At 66.6% G+C, this 19,704-nt stretch carries 21 protein-coding genes and 1 pseudogene; 15 read left to right on the plus strand and 7 right to left on the minus strand.

The window, feature by feature from the left end:
• The first annotated feature begins 101 nt into the window (after nucleotides 1-101).
• The 4 genes from glcE to PV773_RS00895 all read left to right on the plus strand — a co-directional run bounded on the left by glcE (nucleotide 102) and on the right by PV773_RS00895 (nucleotide 4,043).
• Nucleotides 102-1,355, plus strand: coding sequence for a glycolate oxidase subunit GlcE (gene glcE, locus PV773_RS00880; RefSeq protein WP_347964514.1), 1,254 nt, complete (start codon nucleotides 102-104; stop codon nucleotides 1,353-1,355).
• Complete coding sequence (locus tag PV773_RS00885) at nucleotides 1,352-1,729, plus strand: DUF4870 domain-containing protein (RefSeq protein WP_347964515.1); 378 nt, start codon at nucleotides 1,352-1,354, stop codon at nucleotides 1,727-1,729. The genes glcE and PV773_RS00885 overlap by 4 nt, the downstream gene beginning before the upstream one ends.
• A gap of 25 nt (nucleotides 1,730-1,754) precedes the next feature.
• Nucleotides 1,755-3,056, plus strand: coding sequence for a glycolate oxidase subunit GlcF (gene glcF / locus PV773_RS00890; protein ID WP_347964516.1), 1,302 nt, complete (start codon nucleotides 1,755-1,757; stop codon nucleotides 3,054-3,056).
• Nucleotides 3,057-3,239: 183 nt separating this feature from the next.
• Nucleotides 3,240-4,043, plus strand: a complete 804-nt coding sequence (locus PV773_RS00895; protein WP_347964517.1) for a L,D-transpeptidase — start codon at nucleotides 3,240-3,242, stop codon at nucleotides 4,041-4,043.
• Nucleotides 4,044-4,052: 9 nt separating this feature from the next.
• Here PV773_RS00895 and PV773_RS00900 read toward each other — a convergent pair whose 3' ends face one another.
• Both PV773_RS00900 and PV773_RS00905 read right to left on the minus strand, forming a co-directional pair.
• Nucleotides 4,053-4,979: a bifunctional 5,10-methylenetetrahydrofolate dehydrogenase/5,10-methenyltetrahydrofolate cyclohydrolase gene (locus PV773_RS00900; RefSeq protein WP_347964518.1), complete on the minus strand. Its 927-nt coding sequence runs from the start codon at nucleotides 4,977-4,979 to the stop codon at nucleotides 4,053-4,055.
• A gap of 299 nt (nucleotides 4,980-5,278) precedes the next feature.
• Nucleotides 5,279-6,037 (minus strand): L,D-transpeptidase, encoded by a 759-nt coding sequence (locus tag PV773_RS00905; RefSeq protein ID WP_347964519.1) that lies wholly within the window; start codon nucleotides 6,035-6,037, stop codon nucleotides 5,279-5,281.
• Between PV773_RS00905 and PV773_RS00910 the strand changes: the two genes are divergently transcribed.
• Together PV773_RS00910 and PV773_RS00915 are read left to right on the plus strand one after the other, a co-directional pair.
• Nucleotides 6,036-6,203 carry a hypothetical protein gene (locus PV773_RS00910; protein ID WP_347964520.1) on the plus strand — a complete coding sequence of 56 codons (168 nt, stop codon included), beginning with the start codon at nucleotides 6,036-6,038 and terminating at the stop codon, nucleotides 6,201-6,203. The genes PV773_RS00905 and PV773_RS00910 overlap by 2 nt on opposite strands.
• A gap of 36 nt (nucleotides 6,204-6,239) precedes the next feature.
• A complete protein-coding gene (locus PV773_RS00915; RefSeq protein WP_347964521.1) occupies nucleotides 6,240-6,878 on the plus strand; it encodes a DNA-3-methyladenine glycosylase I in 639 nt (212 codons plus the stop codon).
• Between the two features lie 195 nt (nucleotides 6,879-7,073).
• Here the strand turns inward: PV773_RS00915 and PV773_RS00920 are convergent, their stop codons facing one another.
• Nucleotides 7,074-7,469 carry a hypothetical protein gene (locus tag PV773_RS00920; protein ID WP_347964522.1) on the minus strand — a complete coding sequence of 132 codons (396 nt, stop codon included), beginning with the start codon at nucleotides 7,467-7,469 and terminating at the stop codon, nucleotides 7,074-7,076.
• Between the two features lie 419 nt (nucleotides 7,470-7,888).
• On the opposite strand from PV773_RS00920, the gene hisS reads away from it, so the two are divergent.
• The 6 genes from hisS to PV773_RS00950 all read left to right on the plus strand — a co-directional run bounded on the left by hisS (nucleotide 7,889) and on the right by PV773_RS00950 (nucleotide 14,094).
• Nucleotides 7,889-9,406, plus strand: coding sequence for a histidine--tRNA ligase (hisS, locus tag PV773_RS00925; RefSeq protein ID WP_347964523.1), 1,518 nt, complete (start codon nucleotides 7,889-7,891; stop codon nucleotides 9,404-9,406).
• Between the two features lie 219 nt (nucleotides 9,407-9,625).
• Nucleotides 9,626-10,744, plus strand: a complete 1,119-nt coding sequence (locus PV773_RS00930) for an ATP phosphoribosyltransferase regulatory subunit (RefSeq protein ID WP_347964524.1) — start codon at nucleotides 9,626-9,628, stop codon at nucleotides 10,742-10,744.
• Nucleotides 10,744-11,448, plus strand: a complete 705-nt coding sequence (gene hisG / locus PV773_RS00935; protein WP_347964525.1) for an ATP phosphoribosyltransferase — start codon at nucleotides 10,744-10,746, stop codon at nucleotides 11,446-11,448. The genes PV773_RS00930 and hisG overlap by 1 nt, the downstream gene beginning before the upstream one ends.
• Before the next feature lie 154 nt (nucleotides 11,449-11,602).
• Entirely contained in the window at nucleotides 11,603-12,889 is a 1,287-nt protein-coding gene (locus PV773_RS00940; RefSeq protein ID WP_347964526.1) for an RsmB/NOP family class I SAM-dependent RNA methyltransferase, read from the plus strand.
• 105 nt (nucleotides 12,890-12,994) lie between these two features.
• A complete protein-coding gene (locus tag PV773_RS00945) occupies nucleotides 12,995-13,453 on the plus strand; it encodes a PaaI family thioesterase (RefSeq protein WP_340036439.1) in 459 nt (152 codons plus the stop codon).
• Between the two features lie 5 nt (nucleotides 13,454-13,458).
• Nucleotides 13,459-14,094, plus strand: coding sequence for a 5'-methylthioadenosine/S-adenosylhomocysteine nucleosidase (locus tag PV773_RS00950; protein ID WP_347964527.1), 636 nt, complete (start codon nucleotides 13,459-13,461; stop codon nucleotides 14,092-14,094).
• 4 nt (nucleotides 14,095-14,098) lie between these two features.
• Here PV773_RS00950 and PV773_RS00955 read toward each other — a convergent pair whose 3' ends face one another.
• Nucleotides 14,099-14,425, minus strand: a complete 327-nt coding sequence (locus PV773_RS00955) for a hypothetical protein (protein WP_347964528.1) — start codon at nucleotides 14,423-14,425, stop codon at nucleotides 14,099-14,101.
• 59 nt (nucleotides 14,426-14,484) lie between these two features.
• Here PV773_RS00955 and PV773_RS00960 point away from each other — a divergent pair, with 59 nt between their 5' ends.
• The 3 genes from PV773_RS00960 (at nucleotide 14,485) to PV773_RS00970 (ending at nucleotide 17,253) form a co-directional block, all read left to right on the plus strand.
• Nucleotides 14,485-14,943: a MarR family winged helix-turn-helix transcriptional regulator gene (locus tag PV773_RS00960; RefSeq protein ID WP_347964529.1), complete on the plus strand. Its 459-nt coding sequence runs from the start codon at nucleotides 14,485-14,487 to the stop codon at nucleotides 14,941-14,943.
• A 97-nt stretch (nucleotides 14,944-15,040) separates the two neighbouring features.
• The gene (guaA, locus tag PV773_RS00965; protein WP_347964530.1) at nucleotides 15,041-16,603 is read left to right on the plus strand and encodes a glutamine-hydrolyzing GMP synthase; all 1,563 of its coding nucleotides are present in this window, start codon (nucleotides 15,041-15,043) and stop codon (nucleotides 16,601-16,603) included.
• A 293-nt stretch (nucleotides 16,604-16,896) separates the two neighbouring features.
• The gene (locus tag PV773_RS00970; protein ID WP_347964531.1) at nucleotides 16,897-17,253 is read left to right on the plus strand and encodes a GSU2403 family nucleotidyltransferase fold protein; all 357 of its coding nucleotides are present in this window, start codon (nucleotides 16,897-16,899) and stop codon (nucleotides 17,251-17,253) included.
• A gap of 65 nt (nucleotides 17,254-17,318) precedes the next feature.
• On the opposite strand, the pseudogene PV773_RS00975 reads toward PV773_RS00970, so the two are convergent.
• From PV773_RS00975 to PV773_RS00985, 3 genes and pseudogenes are all read right to left on the minus strand, one after another.
• A pseudogene (locus PV773_RS00975) lies at nucleotides 17,319-17,429 on the minus strand (TrbI/VirB10 family protein); the annotation flags it as partial.
• A gap of 9 nt (nucleotides 17,430-17,438) precedes the next feature.
• The gene (locus tag PV773_RS00980; protein WP_347964532.1) at nucleotides 17,439-18,137 is read right to left on the minus strand and encodes an XRE family transcriptional regulator; all 699 of its coding nucleotides are present in this window, start codon (nucleotides 18,135-18,137) and stop codon (nucleotides 17,439-17,441) included.
• Between the two features lie 16 nt (nucleotides 18,138-18,153).
• Nucleotides 18,154-19,695: a malonyl-CoA synthase gene (locus PV773_RS00985; protein ID WP_347964533.1), complete on the minus strand. Its 1,542-nt coding sequence runs from the start codon at nucleotides 19,693-19,695 to the stop codon at nucleotides 18,154-18,156.
• Nucleotides 19,696-19,704 lie beyond the last annotated feature (9 nt).

Genomic DNA, 19,704 nt, shown 5'->3' on the forward strand with positions numbered 1-19,704 from the left:
CCGCAACTGCCAATCTCCCCCCTTGTGGGGGAGATGGCCGGCAGGCCAGAGGGGGGTGGGAAGAAACGCGGCCTTTCGGACGTTCCTGGCGGGCTCAACCCATGACCACCTTTACCCCCGCCACCGCAGCTGATGTCCTCTCCGCGGTCCAATGGGCCTCTGCCGAAGGCGCGCCGCTGGAGATCCTCGGCCAGGGCTCCAAGCGCGCGCTCGGCCGGCCGCTGCAATGCGAACACACGCTCGACCTGTCGCGGCTCGCGGGCGTCACCCTCTACGAGCCCGCCGAACTGGTGCTGTCGGCCAGGGCGGGCACGCCGCTGGCCGAGATCGAGAAACTGCTCGCCGACAACGGCCAGCAGCTGGCCTTCGAGCCGATGGACTACGGCCCGCTGCTGGGCGAGGCGCCCGGGCGCGGCACCATAGGCGGCGTGTTGGCGGCCAATCTCGCCGGTCCGCGCCGCCTCAAGGCCGGTGCCGCCCGCGACCATATCCTCGGCATCCACGCGGTGTCCGGGCGCGGCGAGGCCTTCAAGTCGGGTGGCCGCGTCGTCAAGAACGTCACCGGCTACGATCTCTCCAAGGCCATGGCCGGCTCGTGGGGCACGCTGGCCGTCGTCACCGACCTCACCTTCAAGGTGCTGCCGGCTGCGGAAACCGAGACCACGCTCGCTATCCGAGGACTGCTGGACGATAACGCCACCGCGGCCATGGCAATGGCGATGGGCTCCAGCGCCGAGGTTTCTTCCGCCGCCCACCTGCCCGAGCGCATGGCGGGCCGCGTCCTCGATGGCAGGCTTGGCGGCGACCCGGCCACCCTGCTGCGCGTCGAAGGCTTCGGCCCGTCGGTCGCCTATCGCCTCGGCCAGCTCCGGCATCTGCTCGGCAATGCCGGCCCCACCGTGGAGATCGCCGGCGAGGCCTCGCTGGCTCTGTGGCGCGACGTGCGCGACTGCCGGCCCTTCGCCGACGGCACGGACAAGCCGGTCTGGCGGGTTTCCATGCCGCCGGCCAATGCCCACCATATGGTACTTGCGCTGCGCATGCAGGCGGCGGTGGATGCCTTCTACGACTGGCAGGGCGGCCTCGTCTGGCTGCGCATGGAGAGCGAGCCGGAGGCGGACCTGCTGCGCGCGCTGATCAGGAAGTTCGGCGGCGGCCATGCGACGCTGGTCCGAGCCAGCCCAGCCTGGCGCGCCTCCGTGCCCGTCTTCGAGCCGCAGCCGCCGGCTCTCGCCGCATTGTCGGCCCGCCTCAAGGCGGAGTTCGACCCCGGGCATATCCTCAACCCCGGCCGGATGGTGCATTCGCCCGACTCTGCTACCTTGGCGCGTGCAACAGAGGGAGCCACTTCATGAGCGACACGCAGCCGAACCCCGCGCCGCGCCAGACCGACCGCTGGCTTGAACCCGGCCCGACCAACGTCCAGGTGATCTATGTTCTCTATCTCGCCGGGCTGGTCATCGGCATTAGCGGCATCATCGGCATCATCCTGGCCTACATGAACCGCGGCAAGGCCGGCGGCATCGTCGACACCCACTACACCTGGCTCATCCGGACCTTCTGGATCGGCCTGCTCTACGCGCTGGCCTCCTTCGTGCTGATGTTCCTGTTCATCGGCATCATCCTGATGTTCGCGGTCGCCGTCTGGTTCATCGTCCGCTGCATCATGGGGCTGCAGGCGATCGGGCGCGGCGAGCCGATCAAGAACCCCGAGAGCTGGCTGATCTAGCCACCGACAAGAGTGCCATAACGCCGTGCAGACCAATTTCACCACCGCCCAGCTTGCCGATCCGCATGTCGCGGAATCGGAGAAGATCCTGCGCAAATGCGTGCATTGCGGTTTCTGCACGGCGACCTGCCCGACCTATGTGACGCTCGGCAACGAGCTGGATTCGCCGCGCGGACGAATCTACCTGATCAAGGACATGCTGGAGAACGGCCGGCCGGCCGACAAGGAGATCGTCACCCACATCGACCGCTGCCTGTCCTGCCTCGCCTGCATGACCACGTGCCCGTCGGGCGTGAACTACATGCATCTGGTCGACCATGCCCGCGCCCATATCGAGAAGACCTACAAGCGTCCGCTCGCCAACAGGCTGACGCGCGCGCTGCTGGCATTCGTGCTGCCGCATCGCGGCCGTTTCCGCGCGGCGCTGAAGCTGGCAAGGCTTGGCCGGCCCTTCGCCGGTGCCTTCGACAAGGTCGCGGCCCTCAAGCCGGTCGCGGCCATGCTGCGCCTCACGCCTGTGTCGGTGCCGGCGACATCGGCGCTGGAGAAGCCCGGCGTCCACACTCCGAAGGCGGCAAGGCGCGGCCGCGTGGCCATCCTAACCGGTTGCGCGCAGCCGGTGCTCGAGCCCGGCATCAACGAGGCGACGGTGTCGCTGCTCAACCGGCTCGGCGTCGAGGTGGTGGTCCCGGAAGGCGAGGGCTGCTGCGGCGCGCTCGTCCACCATATGGGCCGCGAGGAAGCGGCACTTGCCTCGGCCAGGCGGAATGTCGACGCCTGGACGCGCGAGATCGAGCGCGGCGGGCTCGACGCCATCGTCATCACCGCCTCGGGCTGCGGCACCACGATCAAGGACTACGGCTTCATGCTCAGGCTCGATCCCGCCTATGCCGAGAAGGCCGCACGGGTTTCGGCGCTGGCCAAGGACGTCACCGAATATCTCGCCACCCTCGACCTGCCCGAGCCGGCCCGCAAGCCGGGCCTGACGGTCGCCTACCATTCCGCCTGCTCGATGCAGCACGGCCAGAAGATCACCCGCCAGCCCAAGGACCTGCTCAGCCGCGCCGGCTTCTTGGTCAAGGAGCCGCGCGAGGGGCACCTGTGCTGCGGCTCGGCCGGCACCTACAACATCATGCAGCCGGAGATTTCGGCCCGCCTGCGCGACCGCAAGGTCAAGAACATCGAGGCGACGGGTGCGGCGCTGGTCGCCACGGGCAACATCGGCTGCATCACCCAGATCGCCTCTGCGGCCAAGCTGCCGGTCGTCCATACCGTCAAGCTGCTCGACTGGGCCTATGGCGGCGACAAGCCGGCCGGCCTCGGCTGATCAACTAACCGCGAGCGACGCCCGGATACCTTGCTATTTCGGGATGCTCTGATAGCCGGGGGGCTGGCAGCCGGTATCGTTGCACGGTCGGCAGTCCTCGACACCCAGATTGAAACCCGGGCATGGAACGTGCGAGATTGGCGCGCGTTCCCGGTTTCGCAGAAAGCACTATTGGAAAGCTTGATGACGACTTTTACCCGCCGCAGGTTGCTTGCCCTGGCCGCGACCGGAGCCGCCTCCGCCGCACTGTCGGCCTGTTCGACCACAAGCAGCCAGCGGGCCGCCTATGTCGCCCCTGCCTTTCCGGAACCTCCGGTGGCGCCGCCGTTGAGCGTGGATCCGGCCTTTGGCGATCCGACCATGATGTATGCTGCCGTCAACGACAACGGCTACGACATTCCGGGCGTGCCGTTCAAGAAGATCGACCGGCGCTACTATCGCCAGATCGTGGCCGATCCGACCGGCGAGAAGCCGGGCACGGTGGTCGTCGATACGTCGACGCATTTCCTCTATCTGGTGCTCGGCGACGGCGAGGCGATCCGCTACGGCGTCGGCCTCGGCCGCGCCGGCTTCGAATGGGCCGGGCGCGGCGTCATCGAGTGGAAGCAGGCATGGCCGCGCTGGTTCCCGCCGAACGAGATGATCGACCGCCAGCCGGACCTCGAGCCGTACCGCGCCAAGCAGGTGCCGGGCAAGAACGAGTGGGAAGGCGGCATGCAGCCCGGCATTCAGAACCCGCTCGGGGCCCGTGCGCTCTACATCTTCCAGGACGGCAAGGACACGCTCTACCGCCTGCACGGTTCGCCCGAATGGGCATCGATCGGCAAATCCGTCTCGTCCGGCTGCGTGCGGCTGATCAATCAGGACGTCATCGACCTGTTCGAGCGCGTATCCGACGGCACGCCGATCGTCGTCACCAGCGGATTGCCGACCGGCATGGCGCCGGCCGCGGTGTCCGAGATCAGCAGCGACGCCTACAGGCTGTAGGCGTCGGCTCTATTCCGCTGCAGCCAGCTTGGCGTCGCCGGTTGCGAAGCTCGATTTGTAGAGCGCGCGCTGGCGGTTTAGCGCCACCATGGTGTTGCGCAGCAGGATCGCCACGGTGACCGGGCCGACGCCGCCGGGCACCGGCGTGATCCACGACGCCACGTCCTTGACTGAATCGGTGTCGACATCGCCGACGATGCGGGTCGAGCCGTCCGGCAGCGTCTCGGCATTGATGCCGATGTCGATCACCGCCGCGCCGGGCTTCACCATGTCGGCCTTGATCAGCCGCGGCTTGCCGACGGCGACGAACAGGGCGTCGGCGCGGCGTGCATGCGCTGCCACTGAGCGCGTCATGTGATGGCACACCGTCACCGTCGCGCCCTCGCTCATGAGCAGGAAGGCGATCGGCTTGCCGACGATCTCCGAATGCCCGACCACCACCACCTCCAGGCCCCTGAGGTCGAGGCCGGTGGCCTTGAGCAGTTCCACCGAGGCCGCCGCGGTGCAGGGCGCGAGGTCGAGCTGGTTGTAGACGATGTTGCCGATCGAGGCGGGATGCATGCCCTCGACGTCCTTCAGCGGATGCACCGCGGCCTGGATCGCCTTGATGGGAATGTGCTGCGGAACCGGCCTCTGGATGATGATGCCGGTGATGCGCGGATCGGCATTCATGCCGTGGATCGCGGCTTCCAGTTCGCCGGCGGTCAGTTCGGCCGGAAAGCGCCGTTCCTCGAAGTCGATGCCCGCGAGTTCGGCCTTGGTACGCTGGTTGCGCACATAGACATCCACCGCCTCGACGTCGCCGACGGTGATGGAGACGAGCTTTGGGCGGAAGCCTTCCTCGGTGGCCTGCAGGGCAGCGGCGCGAACTTCGGCAATGATGCGGGCGGCAACTGGGCCGCCCTTGAGATAGCGAGTGTCATCGAGCGGCGGCATCTTTTTCTCTCCGGCGGTCAACGGCCAGCGCGCCGGCCGAAAGTCTATCTACGGAAGGCGCGCAGAATGATCAGCTGGGGCACGGCGCGTCCGTTCAGCCGCGGCGCTCCAAGTCGTTTCTCCGATACTTCGCCCCGCCGCCAAAGGGAAGGGCGGTCGGTGTCAAAATTTCACCTGCATTGAACAAATTTTCCTGAATGTGACGTCAGGGCACCCTTCGAATGTGGAAAGGGGCAGCGCCCGCTGCCCCTTTCCCGGAAGCCCGGCTTCTGCGGCCGGGCTCCGCCCCCGTAACCGAACTATCTGACGATCACCTTGGTGCCGACCGGAACGCGCTCGTAGAGCTCGATCACGTCCTCGTTGCGCATGCGGATGCAGCCCGACGAGACGGCCCCGCCGATGGTCCAAGGCTGGTTGGTACCGTGGATGCGGTAGAGCGTCGAGCCGAGATAGAGCGCGCGTGCGCCCAGCGGGTTGTCGGGGCCGCCCTCCATCTTCGCCGGCAGCACGCGTCCCTTGGCCCGTTCGCGCGCGATCATCTCGGCCGGCGGGCGCCAGTCGGGCCATTCACGCTTGGCGGTCACCTTGTGGGTGCCCGACCATTCGAAGCCCGGCTTGCCGGTGCCGACGCCGTAGCGCCTTGCCTGGCCGCCTTCCTCGACGAGGTAGAGGAAGTTCTCGATCGTATCGATGATGATCGTGCCCGGCTTCTCCCCGCCGTCATAGGCGACCTGCTGCGGCAGGTAGATGGGGTTCATCTGCGGCTGGACCGTGCGCTTTTCCGGTGCCCGCAGCGCAGCCAGCTGCGGCTGGGCCGGGTTCGCCTGCCGGCGCTGCACCGCGCGCTGCTGCACCTTCGGCGGTACTTGGCGAAGCTTCGGCTCGCGTGCCTGCCGCCTGGGTGCAACTTCCGCCGGATCGCGGCCGAGCTGCAGCACCCACGGCGCCGAAAGGTCGGGGCTGACCATGACGGGCGGCCGCTCCGCATAGCGGTCGTAGGCCAGCGCCGGCGCGGCCAGCAACGTGGCGGAGGCAGCGAGCATCAAGAGGGTCTTCATGGCAGAACTCTTCAACATCCTGGTCGCGAGCAGCGATCCGCTCGCAGCCGACCTTGGCTGTCCGATCCCACCGAAACGTGAATCGGGTTGCGTGAAATACGGATTTGTCAGCAAACCATTCGGTGTGGTTACCAGGCCGTTCAGGAATCTGGTAAAGCGCGGGTAAATCAAAGCCTTCGGGCAATTGGCGAGTGGGTTGACGATGGACGAGAGAAAAACGGGGCTGATGCAGGGGGCCGACGGCGCGACACGCTGCTTCTGGCCGGGCAGCTTGCCGGACTACCTGCATTACCATGACCACGAATGGGGCCGCCCGGTCGCCGACGACCATCGCCTGTTCGAGAAGATCTGCCTCGAGGGCTTCCAGTCGGGCCTGTCGTGGCTCACCATTCTGCGCAAGCGCGACAGCTTTCGTGAAGCCTTCTCCGGCTTCGACTTCGACAGGGTCGCCGAATATGGCGAGGCCGACATCGAGCGTCTGCTGGGCAATCCGGGGATCGTGCGCCACCGCGGCAAGATCGTCTCGACCATCAACAATGCCAGGCGCGCCCGCGCCCTCGCCGATGAGGCGGGGTCGCTCGCGGCCTGGTTCTGGCGGTTCGAGCCGGGCGACGACGAGCGGCCCAAGGTGGTCGACTACCCGACGCTTATCGCCAACCCGACGACGCCGACCTCGACCCGCATTTCAAGGGAACTGAAGAAGCGCGGGTGGACCTTCGTCGGCCCCACGACCGTCTACGCCTTCATGCAGGCCATGGGCCTGGTCAACGACCATATCGAGGGCTGCATGTGCCGGGACAAGGTCGAGGCCGAGCGCCGGGCGTTCAAGCGGCCGGGGTGAGAGGGCTCGACAAGAGATACCCCCACCCCTAACCCCTCCCAACAAGGGGGAGGGGGATTTTGGCGATGCCACGGCTAAATGCAGCCGAACCTGCTGCGATGCCGCGGGGCCGCAGAATGCAGGATTTGTTCCCCTCCCCCTTGTGGGGAGGGGTTAGGGGTGGGGGTATTCTAAAGCGAGGCGATGCTAAACGACCTAGCGCTCATACCGCCCCTTGTAGCCGCTCCCGGCGATGTTCCAGATCAGCGAACGGCCGGACACGGTCAGAACCAGTCCGGCGAAGCCGCGGTCGTCGGGCGTGTGCCTTCGCGAGGCGGCGCGGCGCCCCGCGGGGATCACCTCGACGGTCGACCCGCGCCGCACCCAGCAGCCCTTGCCGTACTGGTCGTTGGCGCCATAGGCCAGCATGAACTCGAAGCTGCCGTCGGGCCTGAGCAAAAGCTCGGACCCCACTTCCATGACGCCGTTGAGGTAGTAGTGGCCGGCGAGCCGCTTGTCGCCAGGCTCGCAGGCGGCAGCTGCGCCGGCGAAGGCCGGCATCGAGAGGGCCGCGACGGGGATCGCGGCAAGGGGCAGGAGTTTGCGCAACATGGGCAGTGCCTTCCTGGCTAGGCGTCGCCGCCGGAGAACAAAAGGCCCGCGATGATGACGCCGACCGTCCCCAGCGCAGGATAGAGCACGAGCAGGGCGGTGACGAGCGTGTCGGCAATGCGCGGCACGGGCTTCCCGCGACTTGGGTGACCCGGTCGGGCAGGGCGCAGCCGCGCGGCACTGTCGTCTTTTGGGGTGGCGGTCCTGGACATCGTCGTGGCCTTGGCTTCCGATTTCGCGCCTTATCGAGCGCGGCTGTTTCGGCACGATGTCGGGCGGGGCGGGCGATTGTTTCGGCCTGTCGCTCCGGCGTTGGCCCGCCGGTCGCGCCAAACCCTTGCCGCTCCTCCCCAATTCGGTTACGACACGGCGCGCCGCGCCTGCGGCCAAAACTTCTGGAAAAATCGCGGAATTCGACCATGGCCGACAAATCGGAAAAGATGAAAGCGCGACTGCCGCGCGGCTTCGTCGACCGCAGTGCTGACGACATCCGGGTCGTCGAGAAGATGATGGCGAAGATCCGCGAGGTCTACGAGCTCTACGGTTTCGAGCCTGTCGACCAGCCGCTGATCGAATACACCGACGCGCTCGGAAAATTCCTGCCCGACCAGGACCGCCCCAACGAAGGCGTCTTCTCCTTCCAGGACGACGACGAGCAGTGGCTGTCGCTGCGCTACGACCTGACCGCGCCGATGGCGCGCTTCGTCGCCGAGAATTTCGAGAGGCTGCCCAAGCCCTACCGCAGCTATCGCTCCGGCTGGGTGTTCCGCAACGAGAAGCCGGGTCCCGGCCGCTTCCGCCAGTTCATGCAGTTCGACGCCGACACCGTCGGCACGCCCGGCGTCACGGCGGATGCCGAGATGACCATGATGATGGCCGACGTGATGGAAGCGCTCGGCATCGCGCGCGGCGACTACGTCATCCGCGTCAACAACCGCAAGGTGCTCGATGGCGTGCTCGAGGCCATCGGCCTCGGCGGCGATCCGAACGCCTCGCGCCGGCTGACCGTGCTGCGCGCCATCGACAAGCTCGACAAGTTCGGCGCCGACGGCGTCAGGCTCCTGCTCGGCAAGGGCCGCTGGGACGGCGGCAGGGAAGGCGAGGGCGACTTCACCCGAGGCGCCGAACTCGACCAGGCTGCAATCGACACGGTCATCGCCTTCACCGAGGCAGGGGCCGATGACGCCGCCACCACCGTCGAGAACTTGCGCGCCGTTGTCGCCGGCAATGCACGTGGCACCGAAGGCGTCGACGAACTCGCCCAGATCGGCTCGCTGGCGGCCGCGGCAGGTTATGACGATGGCCGCATCCGTATCGATCCGTCGGTCGTGCGCGGCCTGGAATACTACACCGGGCCGGTCTTCGAGGCAGAACTGCTGGCCGAGATCCCCAATGACGAGGGCCAGGTCGTGCGCTTCGGTTCGGTCGGCGGCGGCGGCCGTTACGACGGCCTCGTCTCGCGCTTCCGCGGCGAGCCGGTGCCGGCGACCGGCTTCTCCATCGGCGTGTCGCGCCTGATGACGGCGCTGAAGAATCTCGGCAAGCTCGACGCCTCGGACGTCGTGGCACCTGTCGTCGTGCTGGTCATGGACAGGGACACCGAAAGTCTCGGCCGCTACCAGAAGATGGTCTCCGACCTCCGCCGCGCCGGCGTGCGCGCCGAGATGTATCTCGGCGGCGCCGGCATGAAGGCGCAGATCAAATATGCCGACCGTCGCGGCTCGGGCGTCGTCATCATCCAGGGCGGCGATGAGCGCGCCAAGGGAGAAGTCCAGATCAAGGACCTGATCGAGGGCGCGCGCATGTCGGCCGAAATCACCGACAACGCCGAGTGGCGCGCCGCCCGCCCGGCCCAGATCACCGTGCCGGAAGCCGACCTCGTCGCCGAAGTGAAGAAGATCCTCGCCGCTCAGGCGGAAGAGCGCAGCCGTGGCTAGTGGGTTCAGCGCCTCGTCGCGCCCCCCTCTGGCCTGCCGGCCATCTCCCCCGCAAGGGGGGAGATCGGCAGCTTCGGCATCTGCGCCGGTCCTACGGCGTTGGCGATTGGCGGCAAGCGAACTGAAGGCTGATCTCCCCCCCTGCGGGGGAGATGGCCGGCAGGCCAGAGGGGGGCGACGTGGAGCACCAACCTTCGCCGCAACATCTTTGGTGTCCGCATGAACGCGCGCTTCCCGGCGATTGCGCCCGATATCCTGAAGCTGTTCGCCGCGCGCGGGGCCGATGCGGTCGACGTGCCCGTGCTGCAGCCGGCCGATCCGTTCCTTGACATGGCCGGCGAGGACCTGCGCCGCCGCATCTTCCTGACCGAAAGCGAGACGGGTTCAGCACTCTGCCTCAGGCCTGAGTTCACCATCCCTGTCTGCCTCGACCACATCCGCACCCGTTCCGGCACGCCGCGCCGCTATTCCTATCTCGGCGAGGTCTTCCGCCAGCGCCGCGAAGGCGGCAACGAGTTCTTCCAGGCCGGCGTCGAGGATCTCGGCGACAAGGACATCGCCGCGGCCGATGCGCGCTCGGTGGCCGATGCGCACGCGCTTCTCACGCTTTGCCTGCCCGGCAGGAGCCTCACAGTTACCCTGGGCGACCAGGCGATCTTCGAGGCGGTGCTGGCGGCCCTTGGCCTGCCGCGCGGCTGGCGTATGCGGCTCGCCCGCGCCTTCGGCTCGGCCGAACAGCTTGCCGCAGCCCTCGACGATCTGGCGGCGCCGACGCGCAGCTCGGCGCTGGCCGAGCCCGTCGCTTCGCTCGTCGCCGACGGCGACCTCGATGCGCTGGCGGCGCACATCGCCGAAGGCATGGAACAGGCGGGGCTGTCGCCGTCCGCCGGCCGCACGCCCACCGACATCGGCCGTCGCCTGATCGAGCGGGCCGAACTGCGCAGCGTGCGCCTTTCGAGCGACGCCTTCGAGGCCCTCAAGCGCTTCCTGTCGATCCATGTCGCGCTGGATGCGGCGCCCGCCGCGCTCAAGGACTTCGCCGCGGCTGCCGGGCTGACGCTCGGGGCCGCGCTCGAGAATTTCTCCGCGCGCGCCGAGGCGATCGCCGGCCACGGCCTTGCCGCCGGCGCGGTCCGCTACGATGCGGCCTTCGGCCGGCCGCTCGACTATTACACCGGCCTCGTCTTCGAGATTTCGGGCCCCGAGGCCGACCGTCCGCTGGCCGGCGGCGGCCGCTACGACCGGCTGTTGACACTGCTCGGCGCCGGCAAGCCCATCCCGGGCGTCGGCTTCTCCGTCTGGCTCGACCGCATCGAAGCGCTCAGGGAGGCACGCTGATGGCAATCTCGCTCGCGCTGCCGTCCAAGGGGCGGCTCAAGGAGCAGGCACTCGACGTGCTGGCCAAGGCCGGCTTCACGGTCAACCTGCCGGAGGACGACCGCCGCTACCGCGCCACCGTCGACGGCCGGCCGGACATCGAGATCGCCTTCCTCTCCGCCTCGGAGATCGCCGGCGAGATCGGCCAGGGCAATGTCGACCTCGGCATCACCGGCGAGGACCTCGTCCGTGAAAACCTCGCCGACTGGGAAAGCAAGGCCGAGATCGCAGCCCGGCTGGGCTTCGGCCATGCCGACGTCATCGTCGCGGTGCCGGAGATCTGGCTCGACGTCGACACCATGGCCGACCTCGACGACGTTGCCGCCGATTTCCGCCAGCGCCATGGCCGCCGGCTGCGCATCGCCACCAAATACTGGCGGCTGACGCAGCAGTTCTTCTCCCAGAAGCACGGCATCCAGGTCTATCGCATCGTCGAGAGCCTTGGGGCGACCGAAGGCGCACCCGCGGCAGGCTCGGCGGACGTCGTCGTCGACATCACCTCGACCGGCTCGACGCTGCGCGCCAACCACCTCAAGATCCTGTCGGACGGCATCATCCTGCGCTCGCAGGCCTGCCTGGTGCAGTCGCGCAGGAAGCGCAGCGCCGCCGACGAGGCCGCTGTCGCCGCGTTCAACGCGGCAATAGCGGCGGCTGTCGGCGGTTGACGCGCGCGCGCCCCGGGCACCGGTTTTGTCCGGGACTGCCGACTGTCCCCCGTGAAAAAAATAGGCCCGGTTTCCGGCCCGCCGCCGCTTGTGCATTTCGCCGTCGCTGTTTAGCTAGGCCTGAAACGGGTCAACCGAAGACGGATCACCGGACATGCGACTTGGCGGAAGGCTGGCTGCGGCCATCGAAGTGCTCGACGATATCGAGCGGCGGCACAGGCCGGCCGCCGATGCGCTCAAGGATTGGGGGCTTTCCCATCGCTTTGCCGGCGCCGGCGACCGCGCCGCGATCGGCAACATCGTCTACGACGCGCTGCGCCGCAAGCGCTCCGCCGGCTGGCTGGTCGGCGACGATACCTCCCGCGCCCTCGGTTTCGGCGCGCTCCTGCTCGAATGGAACCAGTCGGCCGAGGCCCTCAACCAGACGCTCGACGGCGACAAGTTCGCGCCCGAGCCGCTGACAGCCGCCGAGCTCAAGTCCATTGCCGAGCGCAAGCTGAAGGACGCGCCCGACGTCGTGCGCGCCGACAGCCCCGACTGGTGTGCGCCGCTGCTCGAACGCGCCTTCGGCGCCGACTGGGTGGAGGAGGGCGCGGCGCTTGCTGCCCGCCCGCCGCTCGACATCCGCGTCAACACGCTCAAGGCCGACCGTGACCGCGTCATCGCCGAACTCGAGGGCACGCAGGCCGCACCGACCGCGCTTGCGCCGCATGGCGTGCGCATTCCGCCCATCGACGGCAGCGGCCGCCACCCCAACGTCCAGGCTGAGCCCGCCTTCCAGAAGGGCTGGTTCGAGATCCAGGACGAGGGTTCGCAGCTCGCCGCCGAACTCGCCGGTGCCACGCCCGGAATGCAGGTGCTCGACTATTGCGCCGGCGCCGGCGGCAAGACGCTGGCGCTGTCGGCGGCAATGGACAATCGCGGGCAGATATTCGCCCACGACTCGGAGAAGTCGCGGCTCGCGCCGATGTTCGACCGCCTCCGCCGCTCCGACAACCGCAATGTCCAGGTTGTCGCCCGGCAGTCCGAGCTGGCCGAGCTGTCCGGCCACATGGATCTCGTGCTGATCGACGCGCCCTGCACCGGCAGCGGCACCTGGCGCCGCCGGCCCGACGCCAAATGGCGCCTCACCGACCGCCAGCTCGACGTGCGCAAGGCCGAGCAGTCGGCCATCCTCGACGCTGCCAGCACCTATGTGAAGCCCGGCGGCCTGATGGTCTACATCACCTGCTCGGTCTTCGACGAGGAGAACGCCGTCCAGGTCGAGGCCTTCCTCGCGCGCGATGGGGCGTTCTCGTCCGTCGATCACCGTGCCTTGTGGGCCAGCCGTTTTCCGGGCAAGGAGGGCGCCGTGCGCTTCGGTCGCCAGGGCCTGTCGCTCACCCCGAAGCGGAGCGGCACCGACGGTTTCTATTTCGCCGCCATGCGCCGGGCTGCCTGACCGCCCACCGGTCGGTCGCAGCGACGCGGCCCGGTTGCTGCATCGCAGCATTTCCGATTGCCTGTCTTTCCTCGCTTTGCGATAAGCGTGGCGGAGGAGTTTGACATGGCATCCAAGAACGTTCCGGCACCGAACTATGACGAGCGGGTGAGGGCTTCCTTCGCGCGCCAGAGCGCCATGCGCACCATCGGCGCCGAGCTGACGCTGGTCGCGCCGGGCACGGTGGAGATCGAGATGCCTTTTTCTGCCGGCCTCACCCAGCAGCATGGCTTCCTGCACGCGGGCGTCATCTCGGCGGCGCTCGATTCCGCCTGCGGCTACGCTGCCTATTCGCTGATGCCGGAGAATTCCGGCGTGCTGTCGATCGAGTTCAAGGTCAACCTTTTGGCACCCGGCCGCGGCGAGCGCTTCCTGTTCCGCGGCTCGGTGACCAAGCCGGGGCGCACCATCGTCGTTGCCGACGGCCAGGCCTATGCCTTCGCCGCCGACGGCGAGGCCAAGCTGATCGCCACCATGACCGGCACGATGATGGTGGTCGTCGGCCGCGACGGCATCGAGGGGTGAGCGCCGTGGCCGAGGTCGTGCAGTTCTCTGGCCGAAGCATCCTCTTCGTCATGGCCGTAGACGTCGAATATGGCGAGCACCTGAGCAAGCTGTTCACCCCGCTGATGACCGGGGTGGGGCCGGTCGAGGCCGGCGTCGCGGTCGGCGCCGAGCTGGCGCGCCTGGCGGCTGCGAATGCCTTGCCGGATCTGGTCGTCTGTCTCGGCTCCGCCGGCAGCCGCAGGCTCGAGCAGACCGAGGTCTACCAGGTCACCTCGGTGTCCTACCGCGACATGGATGCTTCCGCGCTCGGCTTCGATAAGGGCACCACGCCCTTCCTCGGTATGCCGGCCACCTTGCCCCTTCCGCTCCGTATCCGCGGCGTGAGGGAGGCGAGCCTCTCGACGGGTGGGACCATCATTGCGGGCGCCGCCTACGACGCCGTCGCCGAGGACATGGTCGACATGGAAACCTTCGCAGTGCTGCGCGCCTGCCAGCTTTTCGGCGTGCCGCTGATCGGCTTGCGCGGCATTTCCGACGGCGCGAGCGACATCCATCATGTCGACGACTGGACCGAATATCTGCACGTCGTCGACGAGAAGCTGGCGCATGCCGTGTATCTGCTTGCCCAGGCGATCGCCAGGGGCGAGCTGACGTTCTAGCAAGTCAGCCGGCCGCGCGTGGCAAACCCTTGGCGTTGCCGAACAGCACGCCGAGCAGCTTCACCCTGACGTCGCGGTCCTGGTTGACATAGGTGATCGCGCCGGCTTCGTGGTCGAGAGCCCAGCGGCCGGTGGCGCCATTGTCCCAGTCCACGACATAGCCGCCATCCGCAAACGTCCACACGCCCGTCCTCGCCTCGCCGTCGTCGAGCAGCATGTGGGCGACGTCGCCCGTCTCGAAATAGACATAGGCCTCCTTGCCGTTGCGCTCGAGCACGTGGGTCGTGCCTGCCATCAGCACCTTCAGCGAGGCTTGGTCGAGAATTGCCATTGTCGTTTCCTTCCGCTATCAGATAGTCAAGTGTCTTGACGATATGCGTGATTGGAAAAATGGTCAAGCAACTTGACGAAAATGACGCAAGACCGTTGCCCGACCACGTCGGTTGGCGGCTCTGGCAGGCGAGCCGCGCCTGGCAGGCGGAGTTCGCGGATACGATGCGCGCCGCCGGCCACGGCTGGTTCAGCGAAAGCCGCGCCGGCCTCCTGGGCCACATTCCCCGTGGTGGCCTGAAGCAATCCGCCCTGATCGACCGTGCCGGCATCTCCAAGCAGGCGATCCAGCAGCTGCTCGATGGTCTGGAAGCCGAAGGCGTGATCGCCCGTACCGCCGACCCCGAAGACAGGCGCGGCAAGCTCGTCCTCTACACGCCGAAGGGATTGGCCGCGCTCGACGACGGCGACCGCATCAAGCTGGAGATCGAGAATCGCTATCGCGACCGGCTGGGCGAGGGGCCTTTCGAAGCCTTGATGGCGGCGCTGCGCGGCCTCGCCGAAGCCCGGTCCGGATGACCGCGCGGTCCGGCCGGAAAGGCCATAGCGTTGCGCACTTGTCACCCATGCAATCGAGCCCATTGCACAGAACTGATTCTTTCTTTAAACGCCCGCCATGAAGAACTCCGAGCACCCCGAAACCGTCCTCATCATCGACTTCGGCAGCCAGGTGACGCAGCTCATCGCGCGTCGCGTCCGCGAGGCCGGGGTCTACTCCGAGATCGTGCCCTTCCAGTCGGCCGCAGAGGCCTTCAAGCGGATCAATCCCAAGGCGGTGATCCTCTCGGGCAGCCCGCACTCCACCGTCGACATCGGTTCGCCCCGCGCGCCTGACGCCATTTTCGGCGCCGGCATCCCGGTGCTCGGCATCTGCTATGGCGAGCAAACCATGTGCGCCCAGCTCGGCGGCAAGGTCGAGGCCGGCCACCACCGCGAATTCGGCCGCGCCTATCTCGAAGTCCAGGACGACAGCCCGCTGTTCGAGGGTGTCTGGGCCAAGGGCACCCGCCACCAGGTGTGGATGAGCCACGGCGACCGCGTCACCGAAATCCCCGCCGGCTTCCGCGTCATCGGCACCTCCACCGGCGCGCCGTTCGCGGCCATCGCCGACGAAAAGCGCAATTTCTACGCCGTGCAGTTCCACCCCGAGGTCGTGCATACGCCGGACGGCGCCAAGCTCCTGCGCAACTTCGTCCACAGGATCGCCGGCATCGAGAGCGACTGGACCATGCGCGCCTATCGCGAGCACGCGGTCGAGGCGATCCGCCAGCAGGTCGGCGACAAGAAGGTCATCTGCGCCCTTTCGGGCGGTGTCGACTCTTCGGTCGCCGCTCTCCTCATCCACGAGGCCGTCGGCGACCAGCTCACCTGCATCCTCGTCGACCACGGCCTGATGCGCAAGAACGAGGCGGCCGACGTCGTCGCCATGTTCCGCGAGCACTATAACCTGCCGCTCATCCTCGTCGACGCTTCCGACCGCTTCATCTCGGCGCTCGAAGGTGAGTCGGACCCGGAGAAGAAGCGCAAGACCATCGGCCGCCTGTTCATCGAGGTCTTCGAGGAAGAGGCCAAGAAGCTCGGCGGCGCCGATTTCCTCGCCCAGGGCACGCTCTATCCCGACGTCATCGAGAGCGTCTCCTTCACCGGCGGCCCCTCGGTCACCATCAAGTCGCACCACAATGTCGGCGGCCTGCCCGAGCGCATGAACATGAAGCTGGTCGAGCCACTGCGCGAGCTGTTCAAGGACGAGGTCCGCGTGCTCGGCAAGGAGCTCGGTCTGCCTGACAGCTTCATCGGCCGCCATCCATTCCCAGGACCGGGCCTCGCCATCCGCTGCCCGGGCGGCATCACCCGCGAAAAGCTCGAGATCCTGCGCGAGGCCGACGCGATCTATCTCGACGAGATCCGCAAGGCCGGCCTCTATGACGCCATCTGGCAGGCATTCGCCGTGCTGCTGCCGGTCCAGACCGTCGGCGTCATGGGCGACGGCCGCACCTACGAGTTCGTCTGCGCGCTCCGCGCGGTAACCTCCGTCGACGGCATGACCGCCGACTTCTACCACTACGACATGAACTTCCTCGGCCAGGCCGCCACCCGCATCATCAACGAGGTGCGTGGCATCAACCGCGTCGTCTACGACGTCACCTCGAAGCCGCCGGGCACGATCGAGTGGGAATGACTCAGGCCCATCCGGGCGTATCCGAAAATACGCCAAGATGCGACTTAACCCCCTGAAATAAAAAATAAATTCTGTCGCTACCTGTCGAGGACAATCGGCAGGCAGCAGACGGACTTGTCGTACGTTCTGACTGACCTCCCTCTATTGTTCTTCTCCATTTTGAAAAGTACCGTCACAGGAAATGAAGCCCGTGACGGTACTTTTTCGCGTCTAACATATTGAAGAATATTACGTTTTTCCGCCGCGGACCGCAGAAAACCCTGTGACGGTACTTTTCTGGAAGAAGTGGACGAATGTTGCCGGACGTTGCGCTCAAGTGTTTGAAACCAAAGGGTAAAGTCTACAAGGTTGCGGACTGGGACGGCATGTACGTGCGCGTCATGCCGAGCGGCGCGATCTCGTTTCGCCTCGACTACCGCATCAACGGCCCGCGCAGACGATCTACCTCGGTCGATATGGGCGGGATGGGATATCGCTCGCCGCGGCGGGCTGACCGAGAGCCCATCAAGCGTCGGCGAGACTTTGCCCAAGCGGAGGCGGTGGCGCAACTGGCCGCCACGTACTTCGAACATCTGCCCTTTGATGCGACCGCGATGCAAGCCTTGCCGAAGACGGTCTTCAAAGCCGCTAACCTCAAGTTCGCGAGGTGATCAGCCACAGGTGCGCCTTTCACAGGTCGATTGATTGGTGGAAACCAGCATGGTGGTCCATTCGGACCGATAATGCGCGTGTGCTGCGGAACGAGCAGGGTCTTACCCGACGGGCTGTCGTAGATGTTTTCGGTTACCTGGGCGGTGATCTGGCCGGGAAGATCGGAATGGATGCCGGCGGGCTGTCATGTTGGGCTTGGTGAACGGCAAAGCACGGAAAGGAGCTGGACCGGCAGTTCGAGAAGACTGTGGGGTCCATGTAGACAGTCTGCATCTAGAAACAAGCTGTCGCCGGGCGAGAGTTGGTAAAGCCTCGAGCCATGACGATAAGTCATGCTGCCTTCGAGCACGTAGACAAACTTCATTCCCCTCTCCTGCCATGGAGGAGACGGTGTGTTTTGTTCGGTTGCAGTGATGAGAAGGGGCCGAACGGAGGTGTCGCCAGCGCTTGCGTCGGTGCCGCAAAGCAATTGGTAGGAATAACCGGCATGACCGCCTCGCCATTCGATTGGCGTGCCCTCTCCGGCCTTGATGAAAACGGCACGCGCTTCGTCCTCGGAGCATCGCATCAGCGAGGACAGGGGGATCCCAAGCGCTCGGGACAGTGCCTGCAGTTTGGCCAGCGCGGCCGAAATCGTGCCGTTTTCGATTTTGGAAAGCATGCTCGGGGAGATGTCTGCCGTGCTTGCCAGATCGGTCGCGGTCAAGCCTTGGCGCTGGCGGTGGGAGCGGATCTCCCTGCCAATAGCCGCCTGAAGCATGGCCTTGGATGAGGAAGCGGCATGCGGATCCTGGCGAAGCGGCGCCGCCGCCGCGCCGGCCGCACCGGACCGCGCGACCTGTTCGGACGGCGTCGGGCGAGAGCGCAACGTGTGACTTTTCATGCCGGCCGCGCCCCGTTCAACTTCGATATAAATCCGCGTAGGTCTGCCGCATCAGCGCCTTCTGCACCTTGCCCATGGCATTGCGCGGCAGGTCGTCGACGAACAGCACGCGCTTGGGCAGCTTGAACTTGGCCAGGCGCGACTGCAGACGCTCGAGAATGGCGGCTTCCGTCGGGGACTTGCCCTTCTCCGCAACCACCATGGCGGTGACGCCCTCGCCGAAATCCCGGTGCGGCAGGCCGATGACGGCGGACTCGATGACGCCCTCGATCTGATCGATCTCAGTCTCGACTTCCTTGGGATAGACATTGAAGCCGCCGGTGATGATCAGGTCCTTGCCGCGACCGACGATCGAGACGTAGCCGTTGTCGTCGATGCGTCCCAGGTCGCCGGTGATGAAGAAGCCGTCGGCGCGCAACTCCTCCGCCGTCTTCTCGGGCATGCGCCAGTAGCCCTTGAAGACGTTCGGGCCACGCACCTCGATCATGCCGATCTCGCCCGTGGGCAAGAGTGACGTATTCGCCGGATCGGTGATGCGCACCTCCACGCCCGTCAGCGGCTTGCCCACGGTCCCGGCCAGGCGCGGCCCGTCATAGGGGTTCGATGTGTTCATGTTCGTTTCAGTCATGCCGTAGCGCTCGAGGATGGCGTGGCCGGTACGCTCTGCGAACTCGGCATGCGTCTCGGCAAGCAGGGGGGCGGAGCCGGAGATGAACAGCCGCATGTGCGCCGTCGCCTCGCGGGTCAGGCCGGGATGCTGAAGCAGACGCGTGTAGAAGGTCGGCACCCCCATCATCGTGGTCGCCTGCGGCAGCAGCCGCAGCGCTTCGTCGGCATCGAATTTCGGGCGAAACAGAATCGTGCCGCCCGCCAGCAGCAGCGTGTTGGTGGCGGTGAAGAGGCCGTGCGTATGGTACACGGGCAAGGCATGGAGCAGCGTATCCGCCTCGGTGAAGCGCCAGGTCTCGACAAGCGCAAGCGCATTGGAGGCGAGATTGCCATGGGTGAGCATGGCACCCTTCGAACGCCCCGTGGTGCCAGAGGTGTAGAGTATGGCGATGAGGTCGTCCCAGCCCAGCGCCGCATCGCGGAAGACGCCGTCCTGCTCGTTGGCAGCCTGCATCAGCGTGCCGTCACCGGCTATGCCGAGCGAAAGCAGCGTTGCCCGCTTCTGCGCGGCCAGGTCGGCCAGTTGGGAGACGCGTGAGGGTGCGACCACGATAACGTTTGGTTCGGCGTCGTCGACGAAGTACTCGATCTCGGCCAGCGTGTAGGCCGTGTTGAGCGGGAGGAACACTGCACCGGCGCGTGCGCAGGCGAGAAAGAGGGCGATGACCTCGGGGCTTTTCTCCACCTGGACGGCAACCCGGTCCCCCTTTCGCACGCCGGCGTTGACCAGCGTCTGGGCGATGCGGCCCGACATCGTCCAGAAATCAGCGTAGCTGAAGTCGCGGCCGTCGGCGTTGCGGATAAAGGTCTTGTCGAGAGCGCCGGTTCGAGCCCGCACGAGCGCAGGAAGCGACCTGATCGATGGATTCGACTGATAGTGCCAGCTCATGGTTCGTCT

Origin of the sequence: Mesorhizobium sp. CC13 (assembly GCF_039907765.1) — a bacterium.
Lineage (GTDB): Bacteria > Pseudomonadota > Alphaproteobacteria > Rhizobiales > Rhizobiaceae > Aminobacter.

Bases quoted from the DNA above. Each gene is read 5' to 3' on its own strand.
- glcE (WP_347964514.1), top strand. From the start codon at position 102: ATGACCACCTTTACCCCCGCCACCGCAGCTGATGTCCTCTCCGCGGTC.
- PV773_RS00885 (WP_347964515.1), top strand. From the start codon at position 1,352: ATGAGCGACACGCAGCCGAACCCCGCGCCGCGCCAGACCGACCGCTGG.
- PV773_RS00895 (WP_347964517.1), top strand. From the start codon at position 3,240: ATGACGACTTTTACCCGCCGCAGGTTGCTTGCCCTGGCCGCGACCGGA.
- PV773_RS00900 (WP_347964518.1), bottom strand. From the start codon at position 4,979: ATGCCGCCGCTCGATGACACTCGCTATCTCAAGGGCGGCCCAGTTGCC.
- PV773_RS00910 (WP_347964520.1), top strand. From the start codon at position 6,036: ATGGCAGAACTCTTCAACATCCTGGTCGCGAGCAGCGATCCGCTCGCA.
- PV773_RS00905 (WP_347964519.1), bottom strand. From the start codon at position 6,037: ATGAAGACCCTCTTGATGCTCGCTGCCTCCGCCACGTTGCTGGCCGCG.
- PV773_RS00915 (WP_347964521.1), top strand. From the start codon at position 6,240: ATGGACGAGAGAAAAACGGGGCTGATGCAGGGGGCCGACGGCGCGACA.
- PV773_RS00920 (WP_347964522.1), bottom strand. From the start codon at position 7,469: ATGTTGCGCAAACTCCTGCCCCTTGCCGCGATCCCCGTCGCGGCCCTC.
- hisS (WP_347964523.1), top strand. From the start codon at position 7,889: ATGGCCGACAAATCGGAAAAGATGAAAGCGCGACTGCCGCGCGGCTTC.
- PV773_RS00930 (WP_347964524.1), top strand. From the start codon at position 9,626: ATGAACGCGCGCTTCCCGGCGATTGCGCCCGATATCCTGAAGCTGTTC.
- hisG (WP_347964525.1), top strand. From the start codon at position 10,744: ATGGCAATCTCGCTCGCGCTGCCGTCCAAGGGGCGGCTCAAGGAGCAG.
- PV773_RS00940 (WP_347964526.1), top strand. From the start codon at position 11,603: ATGCGACTTGGCGGAAGGCTGGCTGCGGCCATCGAAGTGCTCGACGAT.
- PV773_RS00945 (WP_340036439.1), top strand. From the start codon at position 12,995: ATGGCATCCAAGAACGTTCCGGCACCGAACTATGACGAGCGGGTGAGG.
- PV773_RS00955 (WP_347964528.1), bottom strand. From the start codon at position 14,425: ATGGCAATTCTCGACCAAGCCTCGCTGAAGGTGCTGATGGCAGGCACG.
- PV773_RS00960 (WP_347964529.1), top strand. From the start codon at position 14,485: ATGGTCAAGCAACTTGACGAAAATGACGCAAGACCGTTGCCCGACCAC.
- guaA (WP_347964530.1), top strand. From the start codon at position 15,041: ATGAAGAACTCCGAGCACCCCGAAACCGTCCTCATCATCGACTTCGGC.
- PV773_RS00970 (WP_347964531.1), top strand. From the start codon at position 16,897: ATGTTGCCGGACGTTGCGCTCAAGTGTTTGAAACCAAAGGGTAAAGTC.
- PV773_RS00980 (WP_347964532.1), bottom strand. From the start codon at position 18,137: ATGAAAAGTCACACGTTGCGCTCTCGCCCGACGCCGTCCGAACAGGTC.
- PV773_RS00985 (WP_347964533.1), bottom strand. From the start codon at position 19,695: ATGAGCTGGCACTATCAGTCGAATCCATCGATCAGGTCGCTTCCTGCG.